The 17,639-nt window shown below is 65.5% G+C and carries 13 protein-coding genes and 2 pseudogenes; 6 read left to right on the top strand and 9 right to left on the bottom strand.

All coding sequences use genetic code 11. From position 1 onward, the window contains the following. Window positions 1–77: 77 nt before the first annotated feature. The 4 genes and pseudogenes from pimB to CKW46_RS18950 form a co-directional block, all read right to left on the bottom strand. Window positions 78–1,235: a GDP-mannose-dependent alpha-(1-6)-phosphatidylinositol monomannoside mannosyltransferase gene (gene pimB / locus CKW46_RS18935; protein WP_020725623.1), complete on the bottom strand. Its 1,158-nt coding sequence runs from the start codon at window positions 1,233–1,235 to the stop codon at window positions 78–80. Window positions 1,236–1,306: 71 nt separating this feature from the next. Beyond that, window positions 1,307–2,118 (bottom strand): annotated as a pseudogene (locus tag CKW46_RS18940) (hypothetical protein). 58 nt (window positions 2,119–2,176) lie between these two features. Beyond that, a complete protein-coding gene (ripC, locus tag CKW46_RS18945) occupies window positions 2,177–3,337 on the bottom strand; it encodes a peptidoglycan hydrolase RipC (protein WP_482052259.1) in 1,161 nt (386 codons plus the stop codon). 174 nt (window positions 3,338–3,511) lie between these two features. Further along, window positions 3,512–3,766 (bottom strand): hypothetical protein, encoded by a 255-nt coding sequence (locus tag CKW46_RS18950; protein WP_012394895.1) that lies wholly within the window; start codon window positions 3,764–3,766, stop codon window positions 3,512–3,514. A 182-nt stretch (window positions 3,767–3,948) separates the two neighbouring features. Here CKW46_RS18950 and CKW46_RS18955 point away from each other — a divergent pair. Then, window positions 3,949–5,880: pseudogene (locus tag CKW46_RS18955) on the top strand (DEDD exonuclease domain-containing protein); the annotation flags it as partial. Here CKW46_RS18955 and trpD read toward each other — a convergent pair. Next, window positions 5,818–6,921, bottom strand: a complete 1,104-nt coding sequence (trpD, locus tag CKW46_RS18960; protein ID WP_012394897.1) for an anthranilate phosphoribosyltransferase — start codon at window positions 6,919–6,921, stop codon at window positions 5,818–5,820. The pseudogene CKW46_RS18955 and the gene trpD overlap by 63 nt on opposite strands. 150 nt (window positions 6,922–7,071) lie before the next feature. Between trpD and ctaE the strand changes: the two genes are divergently transcribed. From ctaE to qcrB, 4 genes are all read left to right on the top strand, one after another. Continuing rightward, window positions 7,072–7,683, top strand: a complete 612-nt coding sequence (gene ctaE / locus CKW46_RS18965; RefSeq protein WP_041299334.1) for an aa3-type cytochrome oxidase subunit III — start codon at window positions 7,072–7,074, stop codon at window positions 7,681–7,683. 118 nt (window positions 7,684–7,801) lie between these two features. After that, on the top strand, window positions 7,802–8,641 hold the full coding sequence (gene qcrC, locus CKW46_RS18970; protein WP_036427271.1) for a cytochrome bc1 complex diheme cytochrome c subunit: 840 nt from the start codon (window positions 7,802–7,804) through the stop codon (window positions 8,639–8,641). Next, the gene (gene qcrA, locus CKW46_RS18975; protein WP_041300403.1) at window positions 8,638–9,822 is read left to right on the top strand and encodes a cytochrome bc1 complex Rieske iron-sulfur subunit; all 1,185 of its coding nucleotides are present in this window, start codon (window positions 8,638–8,640) and stop codon (window positions 9,820–9,822) included. The genes qcrC and qcrA overlap by 4 nt, the downstream gene beginning before the upstream one ends. Further along, complete coding sequence (gene qcrB / locus CKW46_RS18980; protein ID WP_015356171.1) at window positions 9,819–11,504, top strand: cytochrome bc1 complex cytochrome b subunit; 1,686 nt, start codon at window positions 9,819–9,821, stop codon at window positions 11,502–11,504. The genes qcrA and qcrB overlap by 4 nt, the downstream gene beginning before the upstream one ends. Before the next feature lie 445 nt (window positions 11,505–11,949). Here qcrB and CKW46_RS18985 read toward each other — a convergent pair whose 3' ends face one another. The 4 genes from CKW46_RS18985 to ctaC all read right to left on the bottom strand — a co-directional run bounded on the left by CKW46_RS18985 (window position 11,950) and on the right by ctaC (window position 15,248). Next, a complete protein-coding gene (locus CKW46_RS18985) occupies window positions 11,950–12,588 on the bottom strand; it encodes a DUF2561 family protein (protein ID WP_015356172.1) in 639 nt (212 codons plus the stop codon). Further along, window positions 12,588–13,535 (bottom strand): MmpS family transport accessory protein, encoded by a 948-nt coding sequence (locus CKW46_RS18990; protein ID WP_020787104.1) that lies wholly within the window; start codon window positions 13,533–13,535, stop codon window positions 12,588–12,590. Before CKW46_RS18990 ends, CKW46_RS18985 begins: the two co-directional genes overlap by 1 nt. Window positions 13,536–13,716: 181 nt before the next feature. Continuing rightward, entirely contained in the window at window positions 13,717–14,136 is a 420-nt protein-coding gene (locus CKW46_RS18995; RefSeq protein ID WP_117436104.1) for a cytochrome c oxidase subunit 4, read from the bottom strand. An 8-nt stretch (window positions 14,137–14,144) separates the two neighbouring features. Then, window positions 14,145–15,248: an aa3-type cytochrome oxidase subunit II gene (gene ctaC / locus CKW46_RS19000; protein WP_012394902.1), complete on the bottom strand. Its 1,104-nt coding sequence runs from the start codon at window positions 15,246–15,248 to the stop codon at window positions 14,145–14,147. A 396-nt stretch (window positions 15,249–15,644) separates the two neighbouring features. Here ctaC and asnB point away from each other — a divergent pair, with 396 nt between their 5' ends. Further along, a complete protein-coding gene (gene asnB, locus CKW46_RS19005; protein ID WP_020787102.1) occupies window positions 15,645–17,639 on the top strand; it encodes an asparagine synthase (glutamine-hydrolyzing) in 1,995 nt (664 codons plus the stop codon).

Here is a 17,639-nt window from a genome sequence, read left to right on the forward strand (position 1 = left end):
GCCCGACTCCTCCTCCGGCCTCACCGGCCGGCATCGTCGCCGCGCACCACCCCAATCGCCCGACTCCTCCTCCGGCCTCACCGGCCGGCATCGTCGCCGCGCAGAAGCTCGGCGAGGCGGGCCGCCAACGTGTCCCAGCGCCACTGAGACGTCACCCACTGCCGGCCGGCGTCACCCATCCGGGCCGCCCGGTCGCGATCGGCCAACACCTCGATGACCGCGCCGGCGACCTTGTCCACCGAGTTGCCGTCGACCACCAGCCCGGTCTTGTTGTGCTGCACCGTTTCCGGCGCTCCACCAGATTCACCCGCAATGACCGGCACGCCGCTGGCGGACGCCTCGAGAAAGACGATGCCCAAGCCCTCAACGTCCATACCAGAGCCCCGAGTGCGGCACGGCATCGCGAACACGTCGGCCATCGCGTGATGGGTCGGCAGCTCCTCGCCCGGCACGCCGCCGGTGAACGTCACATGCTCATCCACCTCGCAGTCCCGCGCCAGCTTGCGCAACGTCTCCAGGTAGGGGCCGCCTCCGACGATTACCAGCGCCGCCCCGTCGACCCTCCGGCGGATCGCGGGTAGCGCCTTGATCAGGGTGTCCTGGCCCTTGCGCGGCACCAGCCGCGACACACACACCACGGTGGGCCGCTCCCCCAGCTGGTAGCGCTTGCGAAGTTCGGCGCGGGCGGCCGGGTCCGGCCGAAACCGGTCGGTGTCGACTCCGGGCGGCAAGTATTCCAATGAAGCCGCGGGCCCGAAGGCCGGCGCGAATCGCGAGCGCGTGTAGCGACTGACGAAGGTCACAATGTCAGTGGTGTCCCCGATTCGACGCAGTACCGACCGCGCGACGGGAAGCATCGACCAACCCACCTCGTGACCATGCGTGCTGGCCAGCACCCGGGTCGCACCAGCCTGCCTCGCACGCGGCGCCAGCAGAGCCAACGGTGCGGCCGCACCGAACCACACGGTATCGATGTCGTGCTGGGCGATCAGCCGGCGCATCCGGCTGTCGACTGTCGGAACGGGCAGCATCAGCGTGCTGGGATGGCGTACCACCCGATAGCCCGCGGCCCGGGCCACGTCGTCATACCCCTGCGCACCCTTCCATTGCGGTGCATAGACCGTTATGGAATGCGACCCGGCCTCAACGAGGCGACCGACGAACTCGCTCAGATACGACTGGATGCCGCCGCGACGGGGCGGAAAGTCGTTAGTTACCAGCAGGACCCGACTCACCAGGGCCAATCTAGCCTGGCCACGATGTGGACTATCCAGCGGTCTTTGCCACGCGTTGGATCGTGCTCGAATCAGGACGAGACGCTCATCCATTGCTGCCAGCCGGCGAGCAGCCCGGCAGCATCCGTGCCAAGCACCTCGAGCGCGGCTCGCGGCAAGTCCGAATGCCCTGGACCGCAGGCGGCCAGGTAGAGGTCGCGCAACTTGGTGGTGCCATAGGTGTCGGCCACAAATCGGGTAAACCACCATGCTCGGTCATACGCTCGCGAGCGCGCCGGCCCGGGAATGTCGAGGTCGTCGTCTGACGGCAGAGCTGCGGGTGGGGCCTCAGCCGGCCGGGAAGTGGTCGGCCGCGCGACGAAATCGGCCACCCCCTCGGTCAACCACCGCGGCGCGTCAAGTGCCGTGTCAACGCGGGCCGCGTAGTGAAAAAGCTCGTGGGTCAGCACTATTCGCAGTGCCGTGGCGCTCATCTTGACCGCGCCTGGTGCGAACACAATTCGTTGGCCAGCCACCGCCCGGCTGCCAGGATCGAAGCGCTCGGCCCAGTCACCGCCGCGATGTCAGCCCATTGGGACGCCGTACCGCCGCCCGCCGCCGTTCGGAATTGTTCGTCTGAACCGGCGGCCACCACCGAGATTTCGCGGGCCCAGTCGGTGCCCCAGAAGGCCACCACCGCATTGACCGCGCCGCGGATGTCCGCCCCGACGCGCGACAACAGTAGGTCGGAGTTCGCGCCGCCGAGGTTGATCAGCCGCACGGTCCGATCTCCGATGACAACCGTCGGCGGGCCAGGATCCTCAGCAGACGCTAGTGACCGCTGTGGCGCACTATCCGGATGACGCGTTACGGCGGCAGCCGTTACCAACTCGATGACAAATATGCACGCCAGCGCAATCGAAAACCATCGGGATCGATGCCGCAGCACCGTGGTAGAGCCGTCAGTAGCGGCGCGCGTCGTAGATCGGTCCCGAGGAATTCATCGGCACCACCCGCACCGGTACACCGTAGGTGGACGAATGGACCATCAGTCCGTCACCGATGTAGATGCCGGCATGTGACGCGTCGGAGTAGAAGGTCAGGACGTCGCCTGGCTGCAGGTCCGACAGCGATACCGGTTGACCTCCATGGGCCAGCGCCTGGCTGGAGTGAGGTAGCGCGATGCCGGCTTGCTGGAAGGCCCACATGACCAACCCGGAGCAGTCGAACCCACCTGGAGCGGCACCGCCCCACGCGTAGGGCGTCCCAACTTGGGTTAGCGCCGCCTGCACCACGGCCGCGCGGTCGCCGCCGGCACCGTCTGGCGGCGTGAACGGCATCGCGGACACTCCACCGGGCGGCGGGGCCTCACCCGGCACCGGTGCGCCCGCTGGCGGCGGTCCACCTGGCGGTGTGCCCTCCGGCGCCGGCCCGGGGGCACCTGGCAATCCGGCGGGAACCTGTCCTGGATCGGCGAGCGCGGTGCGCTGGTCCGGAGTCAATGCCAGGTACTGCGACTTGACGACCGCGATCTGGACCTGCAGCTGGCTCTGCTTGTGCTGCAGATTTGCCCGCACGGCCGCAGCTTGTTCGGCGGCGGACTTGGCATCGGCGGCCGACTTCTCGGAGGCCTGCTCAGCCTTGGCGGCCTGCTCCCTGGCGGTCCGGAAACCCGACATCTGGGTGGCCATCTGGTGCGCCATCACGCGCTGCATCGACAGGCCGTCGATCAGCAGCTGCGGGGACGGAGCCGTCAGAATCGTGTCCATACCGTTGGCGCGACCACCCATGTAAGCGGCCGCGGCGACCTTGTTGACCGCGGTCTGGAACGAAGCCAGCTGCCCCTTGGCAGCGTCCAGCGCGGCCTGGTCGTCAATGAGCTTGTTTTCAGCGGCCTGCTGAGCCGCCAGCTTCGCGCCCAAGTCGAGCTCTGCGCTGTGCATCGCTTCGGTGGTTTGTTCCGCCTGCCGAGATAGCTCGTTTAGCTTTGCCAGCGCGTCCTCAGCCTGGTCCGCCATCGCACCCGCGGCGACGAAGCCGGACAACGCGGTGAAGCTCGCTAACGAACCGATGGCGGACCGCCGGATAACGCGCGCAGTCAATTGCCTACAGTCGAGCCTCAAGATTTTGCTTCCTTAAACTGCCATCGGCGATGTGCCGTCGAGCCGGTTTAGGTCTCAAATAGGTTACGAAATGATATCGGCGTTTGTCCAAACGGGAGAGTTAAGAAAATAGCAAGATTTCTGTAGTTTTCATGTGGGAGCGCGTCTTTGCGCGATCACCACCATACATAACTTCTACGCGACGCCAGTCGCTCGGTTACGGCGGATTGGGACCAGCCGTAACCTTGGCGCCAGCCCGGCATCCGCGAGGGCTTCCAGCGCCACGCGTTCGTCGTACATCAACTCGTCGGGGACCCCGAGCAAGACGCTGACTACACAGTCGCGGCACGCGGGCCCGCGGACCGCGCAGTCATCACAATCAATCACCACCGGATCGCCCGGTTCGGCCCCCGCACCGCTTTTGCTGTCGGTTCCGCTGGTGTGTGCCATTTGGGGTCGGTCCTCTCGGTAGTGTCTTGCGCTCACTGTCAACTGAGCCGAACGCTAACCGGCGCCACCGACAGATCTGGTCCTGCCGAGATCCGGCAGCACTCCCTGACAGCCGGTGCGAGTGTCTGCGCGCGCCGCGTGGGAACCGGCGAATGTCGGTGCGAGTGCCTAACGTCACGGCCATGGGTGCGACGGGTGGAACTCAGCTGAGTCTCACCGGGCTCGATCCGGCCGCCTTTGCGGACATCGCCTTACCGGGCACCGACCTCACTGACCCGGCGGCCGCCCAGGCAGACGACGTGTCGCTGCGCGAAACCACCTTCGTGGTCGTGGACCTGGAGACCACCGGCGGACGAGCGACGGGCACTGAAGCATCGCCGCCGGACGCCATCACCGAGATCGGGGCCGTCAAGGTACGTGGTGGCGTGATCCTGGGCGAATTCGCGACCCTGGTCGACCCGCAACGCAGCATCCCACCCCAGATCGTGCGATTGACCGGAATCACCACGGCCATGCTGTGTGATGCCCCGACGATCGACTCCGTCCTGCCGATGTTCTTCGAGTTCGTCGGCAACTCGGTCCTGGTCGCCCACAACGCCGGGTTCGATATCGGGTTCCTGCGGGCGGCCGCAGGGCGCTGCGACATCGCGCGGCCGGGATCGAAGGTGGTGTGCACGGTCCGGCTGGCTCGCCGAGTGCTCAGCCGCGAAGAAGCACCCAGCGTGCGGTTGGCCGCTTTGGCGCGCTTGTTTTCCGTCGCCACCCAACCCACACACCGCGCCCTCGACGACGCGCGCGCCACTGTCGAGGTGTTGCATGCCCTGATTGAGCGGGTGGGCAACCAGGGCGTGCATTCCTACGCCGAGCTGCGTGCATACCTACCGGGCGTGACGCCGGCACAGCGTCGCAAGCGAGTGCTCGCCGACCGGCTGCCGCACCGCCCGGGGATCTATCTGTTCCGAGGGCCATCGGGCGAAGTCCTCTATGTGGGCACCGCCGTCGACTTGCGCCGCCGGGTCAGTCAGTACTTCAACGGCGCCGATTCTCGGGGCCGGATGAAGGAGATGGTCGCCCTGGCCGGCGCCGTCGACCATGTCGAGTGCGCACATGCCCTCGAGGCCGGAGTCCGTGAACTGCGGATGCTTGCCGCGCATGCACCGCCGTACAACCGTCGATCGAGGTTCCCGCACCGTTGGTGGTGGGTAACGCTCACCGACGAGGCGTTTCCCCGCCTATCGGTAGTTCGTGCTCCCCGGCATGACCGCGTTGTCGGCCCGTTTCGGTCGCGCACCGACGCGACAGAAACGGCGGCCCTGCTGGCGCGCTTCACCGGTGTCAGAACCTGCACCAAGCGGCTGGCCCGCTCGGCACTGCATGGTCCGGCTTGCCCAGAGTTGGAGGTGTCGGCCTGCCCCGCCGCGCGCAACGTCACCGCCGAGGGGTACGCCGACGCGGCCAAGCGTGCGGCCGACTTGATCGAGGGAGTGGATAACACCGCACTGACCGCGGCCGTGCACCAAGTCAGCGACCTGGCCGAGCGGCACCGCTATGAGAGCGCGGCACGGCTGCGCGACCACATCGCCACAGCTGTCGAAGTGCTCTGGCGTGGCCAACGACTGCGCGCGCTGGTAGCCCTGCCCGAGCTGGTCGCGGCCGCTCCCGATGGCTGCGGCGGCTACCAGTTCGCGGTGATCCGCCACGGCCAGCTCGCAGCCGCCGGTAATTCCCGACGTGGGACACCGCCGATGCCGGTGGTCGACGCCCTCCACGCCGGAGCGCAAACGATCTTGCCGGCACCGGCGCCACTCGGCGGCGCGCTGGTAGAAGAGACCGCGCTGATTGCCCGCTGGCTGGCGACCCCGGGAGTGCGGATCGTGCGAGTCACCGGCGCTGAGCACACCGCCGACCGTGCGGAGTCCGCCGGCTGGACTTCGCCGCTGAGATCAGCCGGACCGTGGGCGGCATGGGCGGCTGCGGCGCGTTCGGCGCGGCTGGCCGCAGAGCAGGTTAGCCAAGGAAATCCGCGTGGTCGCCCGGATGGCGGCCGGCAATCAGACGTGCTGGCTGAACCGCACCCATCGCGCGAGCAATTGCTCGGCCGCACCGCTGTCGATAGCCACCGCGGCGCGTTGCAGCCCGTCCTGCCAGGCGGGCAGCCATTCAGCGCGGCTGGATAGCCCGGCATGAGCAACGATCGCACCAGCCGCATTGAGCACCACCGCGTCCCGGACAGGCCCGGCTGCACCGCCCAAGACAGCGCGCGCCTCGGCCGCGTTGGCCTGCGGGTCTCCGCCGAGTAGCTGGCTCAATTCAGCACGCGCGAACCCGAAATCTCCCGGGTCGAAAGTCAACTTGTCGACCGTTCCCGCCTGGACACGCCAGATCGTGCTCGTCGTAGTCGTAGTCAGCTCGTCGAGCCCGTCGTCGCCATGCACCACCAGCACACTGGACCCACGCGTGGCGAACACACCGGCCATGATCTCGGCGAGATCGGCGAAAGCACAGCCAATCAATCCGGCCCGCGGCCGCGCCGGATTAGTCAGCGGGCCAAGGAGATTGAACACGGTGGGCACCCCGATTTCACGGCGAACCACCGATGCTTGCCGATAGGACGGATGAAACTGCGGCGCGAAACAGAACCCGATCCCGATCTCGTTGAGGCTGCGCGCGACCTGATCGGGCCCCAGGTCTATGCGCACCCCAAGGGCCTCCAGGGTGTCCGCGCCGCCGGCCAACGACGAGGCGGCTCGGTTGCCATGCTTGACCACCGGCACACCCGCGGCGGCGACCACGATGGACGCCATAGTGGACAGGTTCACCGTGTTGACCCCGTCGCCACCGGTGCCGACGATGTCGACGGTGTCGTCGCGGATCAAGTCGGCCGGCATCGGACGCGCGTAGGCGAGCATCACGTCGGCCAGCTCGCCGACCTCGCCCGCGGTGGGAACCTTCATCTTCATGGCGACGGCGAAAGCGGCGACCTGGGCGGGCCGCGCGTTGCCGCTCATGATCTGCTCCATGGCCCAGCCCGCCTGACCCGGCTCCAAATGCTTGCCCTCCGTTAGCCGGCCGAGCAGCTGCGGCCACGAGGACGTCGGTATGGGTGCGGCCGCCGAGTGGTCGGCCGCGGATGAAGCTTCGGATGACAGCACCACGCGCCCGATAGTCCCATGCGTCCGACTACCTCCTATCGCCCGCCCACCGGTTGGCCGCGACCGGCGCAAACGCAGCGCCGACGCGACTCTCGGAAGCGAATTTCAGCCCCGGGTAGAGTTCGACAACTACAAAGCGTCATACTTGCGGATGTGACGAGTGCTGTAGGGACCTCGGGTACTGCCATCACGTCGCGCGTGCATTCGCTGAACCGACCCAACATGGTCAGTGTCGGCACCATAGTGTGGCTTTCCAGCGAGCTGATGTTCTTTGCTGGGTTGTTCGCTATGTACTTCACCGCGCGCTCGCAAGCCGGCGGGAAGTGGCCGCCACCGCCCACGGAGCTGAATCTCTATCAGGCCGTGCCGGTGACGTTGGTGCTAATCGCGTCGTCGTTCACCTGCCAGATGGGGGTGTTCGCGGCCGAGCGCGGCGACGTGTTTGGGCTACGCCGCTGGTATGTGATCACCTTCCTGATGGGTCTGTTCTTTGTCCTGGGCCAGGGCTACGAGTACTACCACCTGGTGACTCATGGGACGACCATCCCCGGCAGCGCCTACGGAAGCGTGTTCTATCTGGCCACTGGCTTCCACGGGCTACACGTCACGGGCGGTCTGATCGCGTTCATATTCCTGCTGGTGCGGACCAGGATGAGTAAGTTCACCCCGGCCCAGGCAACCGCCAGCATCGTCGTCTCCTACTACTGGCACTTCGTCGACATCGTGTGGATCGCGCTGTTCACCGTGATCTATTTCATTCGATAACAGCTGGCAGCCCCCAAACAGGCACGATCAGGAAACGAACAGGAGAGCTCAGTTGAAGAAACTGGGATTCACCCGATCCGGTGGCAGTGAGCCGGTTGCCCGGCGACTCGTCGGGACGCTGCGCGGCCCGCGTAGTCACCGATCAGAACAGCGAACTAGTCGCGCACGACGGCGTCTTCATCGCCGGTTATCGGGTGGGCTGCTGCTGTTGATAGCCCTGACCATCGCTGGCGGCGTGGCGGCCGTACTCACACCCGCCCCGCAGGTAGCCGTCGCCGACGAGTCTTCCGCCGCACTGCTTCGCACCGGCAAGCAGTTGTTCGACACCTCATGTGTGTCTTGCCACGGCGCCAACCTGCAAGGCGTGCCCGACCACGGCCCCAGCTTGATCGGAGTCGGCGAGGCCGCCGTCTACTTCCAGGTATCGACGGGCCGGATGCCAGCCATGCGCGGCGAAGCGCAGGCACAGCGCAAAGAGCCGATTTTCGATGAGGCACAAACCGACGCTCTTGGCGCGTTCGTGCAAGCCAACGGCGGTGGCCCCACCGTGGTGCGCAACCCCGACGGCAGCCTCGCGATGAAGTCGCTGCGCGGAGATGATCTGGGCCGCGGCGGTGATCTGTTCCGCCTCAACTGCACCTCCTGCCACAACTTCACGGGCAAGGGCGGGGCGCTGTCCTCCGGCAAGTTCGCGCCGGATCTGGGGCCCGCCAACGAGCAGCAGATCCTCACCGCGATGCTGACGGGTCCGCAGAACATGCCGAAGTTCTCCGACCGTCAGCTGTCATTCGACGCGAAGAAGGACATCATCGCCTACGTTCGCAACGCCGCCGAGGAGCGGCAGCCCGGCGGCTACGGACTCGGTGGATTCGGTCCCGCACCTGAGGGCATGGCGATATGGATCATCGGTATGGTCGCCGCCATTGGGCTGGCACTGTGGATTGGGGCGCGATCATGAGCGACGGCTCAACGGAAACCGGCGTCTCGCGCGAGCCCGACGAGGCCGCGCTGGCCGAAATGTCCCAGCAAGAACTGCTGGAGCTGGGCGGCAGCATCGACGGCGTGCGCATCGCCCACAAGGAACCTCGCTGGCCGGTAGAGGGCACCAAGGCGGAGAAGCGCGCGGAGCGCGGCGTGGCCCTCTGGCTTTTGCTGGGTGGGTTCTTCGGCCTGGCGCTGCTGCTGGTCTTCCTCTTCTGGCCGTGGGAGTACAAGCCGAGCGGAGACAAGGGCAACCTGCTCTACTCCCTTGCCACCCCGCTGTACGGGTTGACCTTCGGGATGTCCGTACTGGCGATCGCGATCGGCGCGGTGCTTTTCCAGAAACGCTTTATCCCCGAAGAGATCACCATCCAAGATCGCCATGACGGCGCCTCCCGCGAGGTAGACCGCAAGACGGTGGTGGCCAACCTCGCCGACGCCTTCGAAGCCTCCACGATCGGACGGCGCAAGATGGTCGGCGCGTCGTTGGGCGTGGGTCTGGGCGCGTTCGGGCTCGGCACCTTGGTTGCGTTTGCCGGCGGCCTCATCAAGAACCCGTGGAAGCCGGTGGTCCCCACCGCTGACGGCAAGAAGGCCGTGCTGTGGACCTCGGGCTGGACCCCGCGTTTCCACGGCGAGACGATCTATCTGGCGCGAGCCACCGGACTCGGTGACGGGCCTCCGTACACCAAGATGCGCCCCGAGGACTTGGACGCCGGCGGGATGGAGACGGTGTTTCCCTGGCGGGAGTCCGACGGCGACGGCACCACCGTCGAATCCCACGAAAAGCTGCAGCGGATCTCAATGGGCGTCCGCAACCCCGTGATGCTGATTCGGATCAAGCCCACCGACATGCACCGCGTGGTGAAGCGCCAAGGCCAAGAAAGCTTCAACTTCGGAGAACTCTTCGCCTTCACCAAGGTCTGCTCTCACCTGGGCTGCCCGTCTTCGCTGTATGAGCAGCAGTCCTACCGAATTCTGTGCCCGTGTCACCAATCCCAGTTCGACGCGCTGCATTTCGCCAAGCCGATATTCGGCCCGGCCGCGCGTGCGCTGGCGCAGTTGCCTATCACAATCGACACCGAGGGATATTTGGTCGCCAACGGCGACTTCATCGACCCCGTTGGACCGGCATTCTGGGAGCGCACAACATCATGAGCCCGAAACTCAGTCCGCCGAAGATCGGTGATGTCCTAGCCCGCCAGGCCGAGGACATTGATACGCGCTACCACCCCGCTGCAGCGCTGCGCAGACAGTTCAACAAAGTCTTCCCGACGCACTGGTCGTTCCTGCTCGGCGAGGTCGCGCTGTACAGCTTCATCGTGCTGCTGATCACCGGCGTGTACCTGACGCTGTTCTTCGATCCGTCCATGATGGACGTCACCTACAACGGCGTCTACCAGCCGTTGCGCGGCGTGGAGATGTCGAAGGCCTACGCGTCGGCACTCGACATCTCCTTCGAGGTGCGTGGCGGCTTGTTCGTCCGCCAGGTACACCACTGGGCGGCACTGATGTTCGCCGCGGCGATCATGGTGCACTTGGCACGTATTTTCTTCACGGGCGCATTCCGGCGGCCACGTGAGGCCAACTGGATCATCGGTTCGTTGCTGCTGATCCTGGCCATGTTCGAGGGATACTTCGGCTACTCACTGCCTGACGACTTGCTCTCCGGCATCGGTTTGCGGGCCGCGCTCTCCTCGATCACGCTGGGGATGCCGGTGATCGGCACCTGGCTGCACTGGGCGTTGTTCGGCGGCGATTTCCCCTGCGGTGGTGTGGGCGACGACTGCACCGCTGCGGGCTACATCATCCCGCGCATGTACTCCCTGCACATCCTGTTGCTGCCGGGAATCATCCTGGCGCTGATCGGGATGCACATGGCCTTGGTGTGGTTCCAGAAGCACACCCAGTTCCCCGGCCCGGGCCGCACCGAGCACAACGTCGTCGGTGTCCGAGTGATGCCCGTGTTCGCGGTCAAGTCTGGTGCGTTCTTCGCAGCCATCACCGGTGTGCTGGGTTTGATGGGCGGTCTGCTGCAGATCAACCCGATCTGGAATCTGGGCCCCTACAAGCCGGCCCACGTCTCGGCAGGGTCGCAGCCCGACTTCTACATGATGTGGACCGAAGGCCTGGCCCGTATCTGGCCGCCATGGGAGTTCTACTTCTGGCACCACACCATTCCGGCACCGGTGTGGGTCGCTCTGATCATGGGTCTCATTTTCATGCTCCTGATCGTCTACCCCTTCCTGGAGAAGCGGTTTACCGGCGACTACGCGCACCACAACCTGCTGCAGCGGCCGCGTGACGCTCCGGTTCGTACCGCAGTCGGAGCGATGGCGATCTCGTTCTACATGCTGCTCACGCTGGCGGCGATGAACGACATCATCGCGCTGAAGTTCCACATCTCGTTGAACGCAACGACGTGGATCGGACGTATCGGCATGGTGATTCTTCCGCCGTTCGTCTACTTCATCAGCTACCGGTGGTCCATCGGACTGCAGCGCAGCGACCGTGCGGTGCTCGAGCACGGTATTGAGACCGGCATCATCAAGCGGCTGCCGCACGGTGCCTACATCGAACTGCACCAGCCGCTCGGTCCGGTCGACGAGCATGGTCATCCGCTTCCGCTGGACTACCAGGGCGCTCCATTGCCCAAGCGAATGAACAAGCTGGGCTCGGCGGGATCGCCGGGTAGCGGTAGCTTCCTGACCGCCGATCCGGCATCGGAGGACGCGGCACTGCGCGAGGCGGGTCACGCCGCCGAACACCGTGCTCTGACAGCGTTGCGCGAATACCAGGACAGCCTCAACGAGACGTCCAACGACGAGGGTGATCACTAGCCTCGACGGGTAGCAACCACTGGCCAGGCCCGGTTCCCCAAGCGGAGTCACCTCGACCCGCTTTCGGGAGCCGGCCTATTGGCGTCTTTGGGCCCTGCTACTTGGTTCTATGGCGTCGCGTTAGGTGGCCGTTGGGGCGGCGCCAAGTGGGTTTCCCAATAAACCCACAGAACCGATTGAACCCAATGACCCCATCATGGCCACCGGCACTCGCTGGCCCGGACCGCGAGTAGGCCATCCGCCAACCATCGCTCGTCCGTGGGGAATTCGTGCCCTCAGCCGGTCCCCGACTGCGCTACACCAGCACCGGTCGAGATAGCCACCACCTCTCCCCTCCCCCACCCGGCATCCGAGGCATCTCAGGCGTCTGAACCACGACAGCCATAGGGACGAACGCCGGGGAAGTCGCCGGCTGGTGCCTGACCGAGACCTATCCGGCCGAGATCTATTTGACCGAGACGCGACGCAACTGGCGCACGTAGAACCACTCGATCGCCGGCATTCCTGCGGTCACGATCCCAGCCAGCCCGTAGGCGACCCAGGACGCACCGTCGTGACCGACCGCCATCAGATTGGTCGCTGCGCCAACGGCAATCAAAGCAATCCCTATCGTCCCGACCAGGGCCACGGTGCCACGCAACCAAACGCGGTCCACCGCCTCGCTAGACCACTCCGTGCCCTCCGAGCGCCCATTTGCGTGATCCCGACGCGCGCTACGGTCGGCGGCTCGCATCGTGGCGTTGGCCGTCCGCAACGGCTGCCCGCCCGTTCTACGCAATGGCACCGAGGTCACCAGCGGTCCAGTCTCGGCCATCCGTCGCGCCCGCAACAGCATCGGGACCGCCCCGACGATGATCAATGCCGAGACGACGATGACCGCGTACAACACCCAACTGCTGTGCGAGTCCTTCGATATCTTCTGTACGCCCCGGCCAAGATCGGCCAACGCGACCACGGCGGCCACACCTACGCCCACCAGCGCCAGCCAGACCGCCGCACACGCCCCGATGAGAATTCGGTCGACGACTTCGGGAGCGACAACGCCTTCCGGTCCACGCCGGTCCGCGGAGTATTTACCGAGCATCAGCAGCTCGTCTGCGGTGCGTCGTTGCTGTTGGACGACAGCACCGTCCCGTCACTGGTGGTGATCGAGCAGTTGAGCCTGCTCACCCGGAACAGGCTGGAGGCCTCCACAGAGCCCACATCGGACTGCGAAATCGGAGTGACGGTCATCGACCAGGGGATATACACGTTGTGCTGGGTCCTTCGCCGGCCTGAAGCGTCCACATAAGTCACCGAAATGATGTCACCGGGTGCCTTGGTACCGGTCACCGAATAGGTAACTTGCCGCGGCCCCGCAGGAGTCGTCGTGGTGGGGGGCGGCGCAGCCGCCGGTGTCGTCGGAGTAGTAGCCGCCGGTGGCGGCGCCGCAGAGGTCTCCGGAGGCGGAGGCGGCGGGGGTGGAGGTGTCACCGTCACTGTCTGCGTCTCCGTCGCTGTCGGAATCTCGGTACTAGGCGGTGGCGGCGGAGGAGGCGGAGGGGGCGGCGGCTTGGTCGTCGTGATTTCGTCCTGTACCGGCGGTACCGATGACGTGGTTGCGGGATTGGCGAGCTTCGTGGAATCGGTGCGCGTCACCAGCAGCGACACCGATGCCACCAGCGCTATGGCGGCCATTATCGCCGCCACCCCAACCACCCAGGGCCAGCGTGGCGTGCTTGGCTCATCCTCTTCGTCGAGCGAGTCGTCGTAGCCGTCATAGTCGTAAAGACTGAGATCTGCCGGCAGGTAGGCCCCGCTGATGAATTGCTCGGACTCCGGCGCCGAATAGGCCCGTGAATACGCTTCCGATTCCTGCGCGGAGTCTACCGGCTCAATCTGGCCGCTCTCGCTGACGGGTTCGAGTTCGCCGCCTGCAAGAGCGTCGTCTGGCTCATCGTCGGTGTCGCCAAAGGGTTCCAGTTCAGCGCTGGAATCGCCAGCTGGGTCGGGTTCGTCAGGTTCCCATCCCGGCGGATTCGGCCCGCTCATGTTTGCCTACCCTGTCCAAACTGACTCACCAAAGCGCGGTGCTCCGCAGCTGCATCTGTGCACGCCCGCTCGTGCATTCTCACTGTGCATCAAAACCCTACCCAACCGGGTAGCTCACAGAAGTCTTGGCTAACTGGCCACTGATCAACTGATGCTCTGATTGTGACCTTCCCGGCTCGAATCAGTGCTTCTCAGGACCCACGTAGTACTCGAAGACCAGACCGGCCGCCGATCCCAGGATGAACACCACGCCGGCGACGATCAGCCACGGAAGCCACAATGCGATGCCGGTCGCGGCCACCGAACCGGACAAAGCCACCATGATCGGCCACCAGCTGTGCGGGCTGAAGAAACCCAATTCCCCTGCCCCATCGCTGATTTCAGCGCCCTCGTAGTCCTCAGGCCGGGTATCGAGCCGGCGAGCCACGAAGCGGAAGAAGGTGGCCACGATCAAGGCCATACCACCGGTCAGCGCCAGCGCCGTGGTGCCGGCCCAGTCGACCCCACCGGTAGCGAATATGGAGGTCACGACACCGTACAGCACCGCCGTGACGACGAAGAACGCGGCAACGAACTCAAACAGCCTGGCTTCAATGTGCATTGAGTGTCCTAACCTACGGGCATCGGGGCCTGTTGGCCGCGCCGGGTCTCGAACGGGTGGGTGGTAATCGCCAGCGGTGGCTGGTTGATCGCCTGCAGCGCCTCGGCATTGGTCTTTCCGGCAATACGCTGCTGCAAGTAGGCCTTGAAATCGTTAGCGGCCACAACGCGGACTTCGAAATTCATCATCGAGTGGTAGGTGCCACACATTTCGGCGCAGTGCCCGACGAACGCTCCGGTCTTGGTGATCTGCTCGACCTGGAACCTGTTGACCGAATTATTGGCGGCCGGGTTGGGCATCACGTCGCGCTTGAACAGGAATTCCGGCACCCAGAAAGCGTGGATCACGTCGGCCGAGTTGAGCTGGAATTCGATCCGCTTGCCGGCGGGCAACACCAGAACCGGAATCTCGGACGTGGTTCCCAGCGTTTCGACCTTGTCGAAGTTCAGGTAGGTGCGGTCCTCGGTGTTACGTCCGGCCACCGGCCCGACCAGTTCCTCGCCGTGCTCGTCCTTGCCTTCCGGCTTGGATTCCATGGCACGCTTACGCGCCTCATCGGCACCGTCGTAGGTCAGGGTGTGGTCGTGGAAGTCGACCTTTTGGTAGCCGAACTTCCAGTTCCACTGGAACGCCGTGACGTCGACAACAACCTCGGGGTCATCGGCCAGGTGCAGCATCTTTTCCTGCACCACAACGGTGAAGTAGAACAGCACCGAGATGATGAGGAACGGCGTGACCGTGAGAACCAGCTCCAGCGGCATGTTGTAGCCGAACTGGCGCGGGAAGTCGGTGTCGGTCTTCTTCTTCCGGTGGAAGGTGGCCGACCAGAAGATCAGGCCCCACACAATGACACCGACCACCAGGGAGGCGATCACCGCGCCGATCCACAGCTCCCGGTTGACGTGTGCCTCCGGTGTGATGCCCTCAGGCCAGCCCAGGGCCAGCGCTTCAGACCAGCTGCAACCGCTCAGGGTGACGGCCAGCAAACCCAGCGCGCCGGCCAGCCCCGCTAGCCGAGCGATCCGCCGCGCGGCACCGCTGCGACCAACGGAATTGCTCTGAGAATTGCACGGCGACAAGCTTTGCGAACGACCTGGCTCGCGAGGTGTCACGTTGCGCCTCCTGTATCACAAGCTGGGCCGACCGGTGCTGGACGCCGCGTCTGGCGGAATTCGTCGGCTCACTCGGATTCGAATACTACGCAGCGTAGACCACGCCGCTCGCGCGGGCGACGATGCGGGCCAAAACTCGTCCGGCGCGCTGTGCTCCAACCGGGTCGAAACCTGTGTTTGCCACGGTGGACGCGCATGGGCGCGGCGAGTGGCCGACGCCACCGGCCCCGGCGCGCGGCACCGGTGGCCGAGCGAGGACTCCACGCGAGACCGCCCGCGTGGGTGCGCGTCGGGCACCGTGAATGGGCGGCAACCATCCGGGCCCGCCACCCGCAGATGGCGACCCGCCGGGCTCGACCCCCACAAGCTTCGCCAATTGCGGCATACTGGGGCGCCGTGTGTGGACTGCTGGCCTTCGTTGCGGCCCCGGCCGGCGCTGCCGAGACGCAAGGCACCGATACTCAACTCGCCCAGGCCGACCAAGCCGCGCTGGCCGCGCGAGCCGACAGCGCAATCGCGGGCGCGTCGCACCTGATGCGCCACCGCGGCCCCGACGAGCCCGGCACCTGGGCAGACCCCGATGCCGACGGTTCGGTGGTCTTCGGATTCAACCGGTTGTCCATCATCGACATCGAGCATTCGCACCAACCGCTGCGATGGGGGCCACCCGAAGCTCCTGACCGCTATGTCTTGGTGTTCAACGGCGAGATCTACAACTACCTCGAACTACGCGAGGAACTGCGTGCCGAGCACGGCGCCACCTTCGCCACCGATGGTGATGGTGAGGCCATCGTCGCCGGTTACCACCACTGGGGTGCCGACGTGCTGCGGCGACTCCGCGGCATGTTCGCCTTCGCGCTGTGGGACACGGTCACCCGCGAACTGTTCTGTGCCCGCGATCCGTTCGGCATCAAACCGCTGTTCATGGCGACCGGACCGGGCGGCACCGCGCTGGCTAGTGAGAAGAAGTGTCTACTGGGCCTGGTCGACTTGGTGGGATTCGACACTGAAATCGACCACCGGGCGCTACAGCACTACACAGTCCTGCAGTACGTCCCCGAACCCGAGACACTGCATCGCGGAGTCCGACGGCTCGAATCGGGCTGCTACGCGCGCATCCGGCCCGGGTGCAACCCCGTAGTCACCCGTTACTTTGTGCCGCGGTTTGCCGCCACACCGATCACCAGCGCCACCGAGCGGGCGCGCTACGACGAGATCACCGCGGTGCTAGAGGACTCGGTGGCCAAACACATGCGCGCCGACGTCACTGTCGGTTCGTTTCTGTCAGGCGGGATCGACTCCACGGCCATCGCGGCGCTGGCCATCCGGCACAATCCGCGGCTGATCACCTTTACCACCGGCTTCGAACGCGAGGGTTTTTCCGAGCTCGACGTGGCGGTGGCCTCGGCCGAAGCCATCGGCGCCCGCCACATCGCCAAGGTGGTCAGCGCGGAGGAATTTGTGGCCGCATTGCCCGAAATTGTCTGGTATCTCGACGAGCCGGTCGCCGACCCGGCGCTGGTACCACTGTTCTTCGTGGCCCGCGAGGCCCGCAAGCACGTCAAGGTGGTGCTCTCCGGGGAGGGCGCCGACGAGCTGTTTGGCGGATACACGATCTACCGCGAGCCGCTCTCGCTGAAACCCTTCGACTATCTACCCCGACCGCTGCGACGGTCGATGGGTAAGGTCTCCAAACCCCTGCCCGAGGGTATGCGCGGAAAAAGCCTGCTCCATCGCGGCTCGCTGACGCTCGAGGAGCGCTACTACGGCAACGCCCGAAGCTTCTCCGACGCCCAACTGCAAGACGTGCTGCCCGGATTCCGGCCGCAGTGGACACACACCGATGTGACCGCTGCGGTCTACGCCGGGTCAGCGGGCTGGGACCCGGTAGCCAGAATGCAGCACATCGATCTGTTCACTTGGCTACGCGGCGACATTCTGGTGAAGGCCGACAAGATGACGATGGCCAATTCGCTCGAACTGCGGGTGCCATTCCTGGATCCCGAGGTGTTCGCCGTCGCCGCCCGATTGCCGCTGCAGGCCAAAATCACCCGCACCACCACCAAGTACGCGCTACGGCGCGCATTGGAGCCGATTGTCCCGGCACATGTGCTGCACCGACCCAAGCTCGGGTTCCCAGTCCCGATCCGGCACTGGTTGCGCGCCGGCGAACTGTTGGAGTGGGCCTATGCGATGGTGGCCACGTCGCAGGCGGGTCACCTGATCGACCTGGCAGCGGTCAACCGGATGCTCGACGAGCACCGCACCGGCGCCAGCGATCACAGCCGCCGGCTGTGGACCCTGCTGATCTTCATGCTGTGGCACGCGATCTTCATCGAGCGCAGCATCACACCACAGATCAGCGAGCCCCAGTATCCGGTCGAGCTCTAG

Origin of the sequence: Mycobacterium liflandii, assembly GCF_022354805.1 — a bacterium.
In the GTDB taxonomy this organism is placed as follows: Bacteria; Actinomycetota; Actinomycetes; order Mycobacteriales; family Mycobacteriaceae; genus Mycobacterium; species Mycobacterium marinum.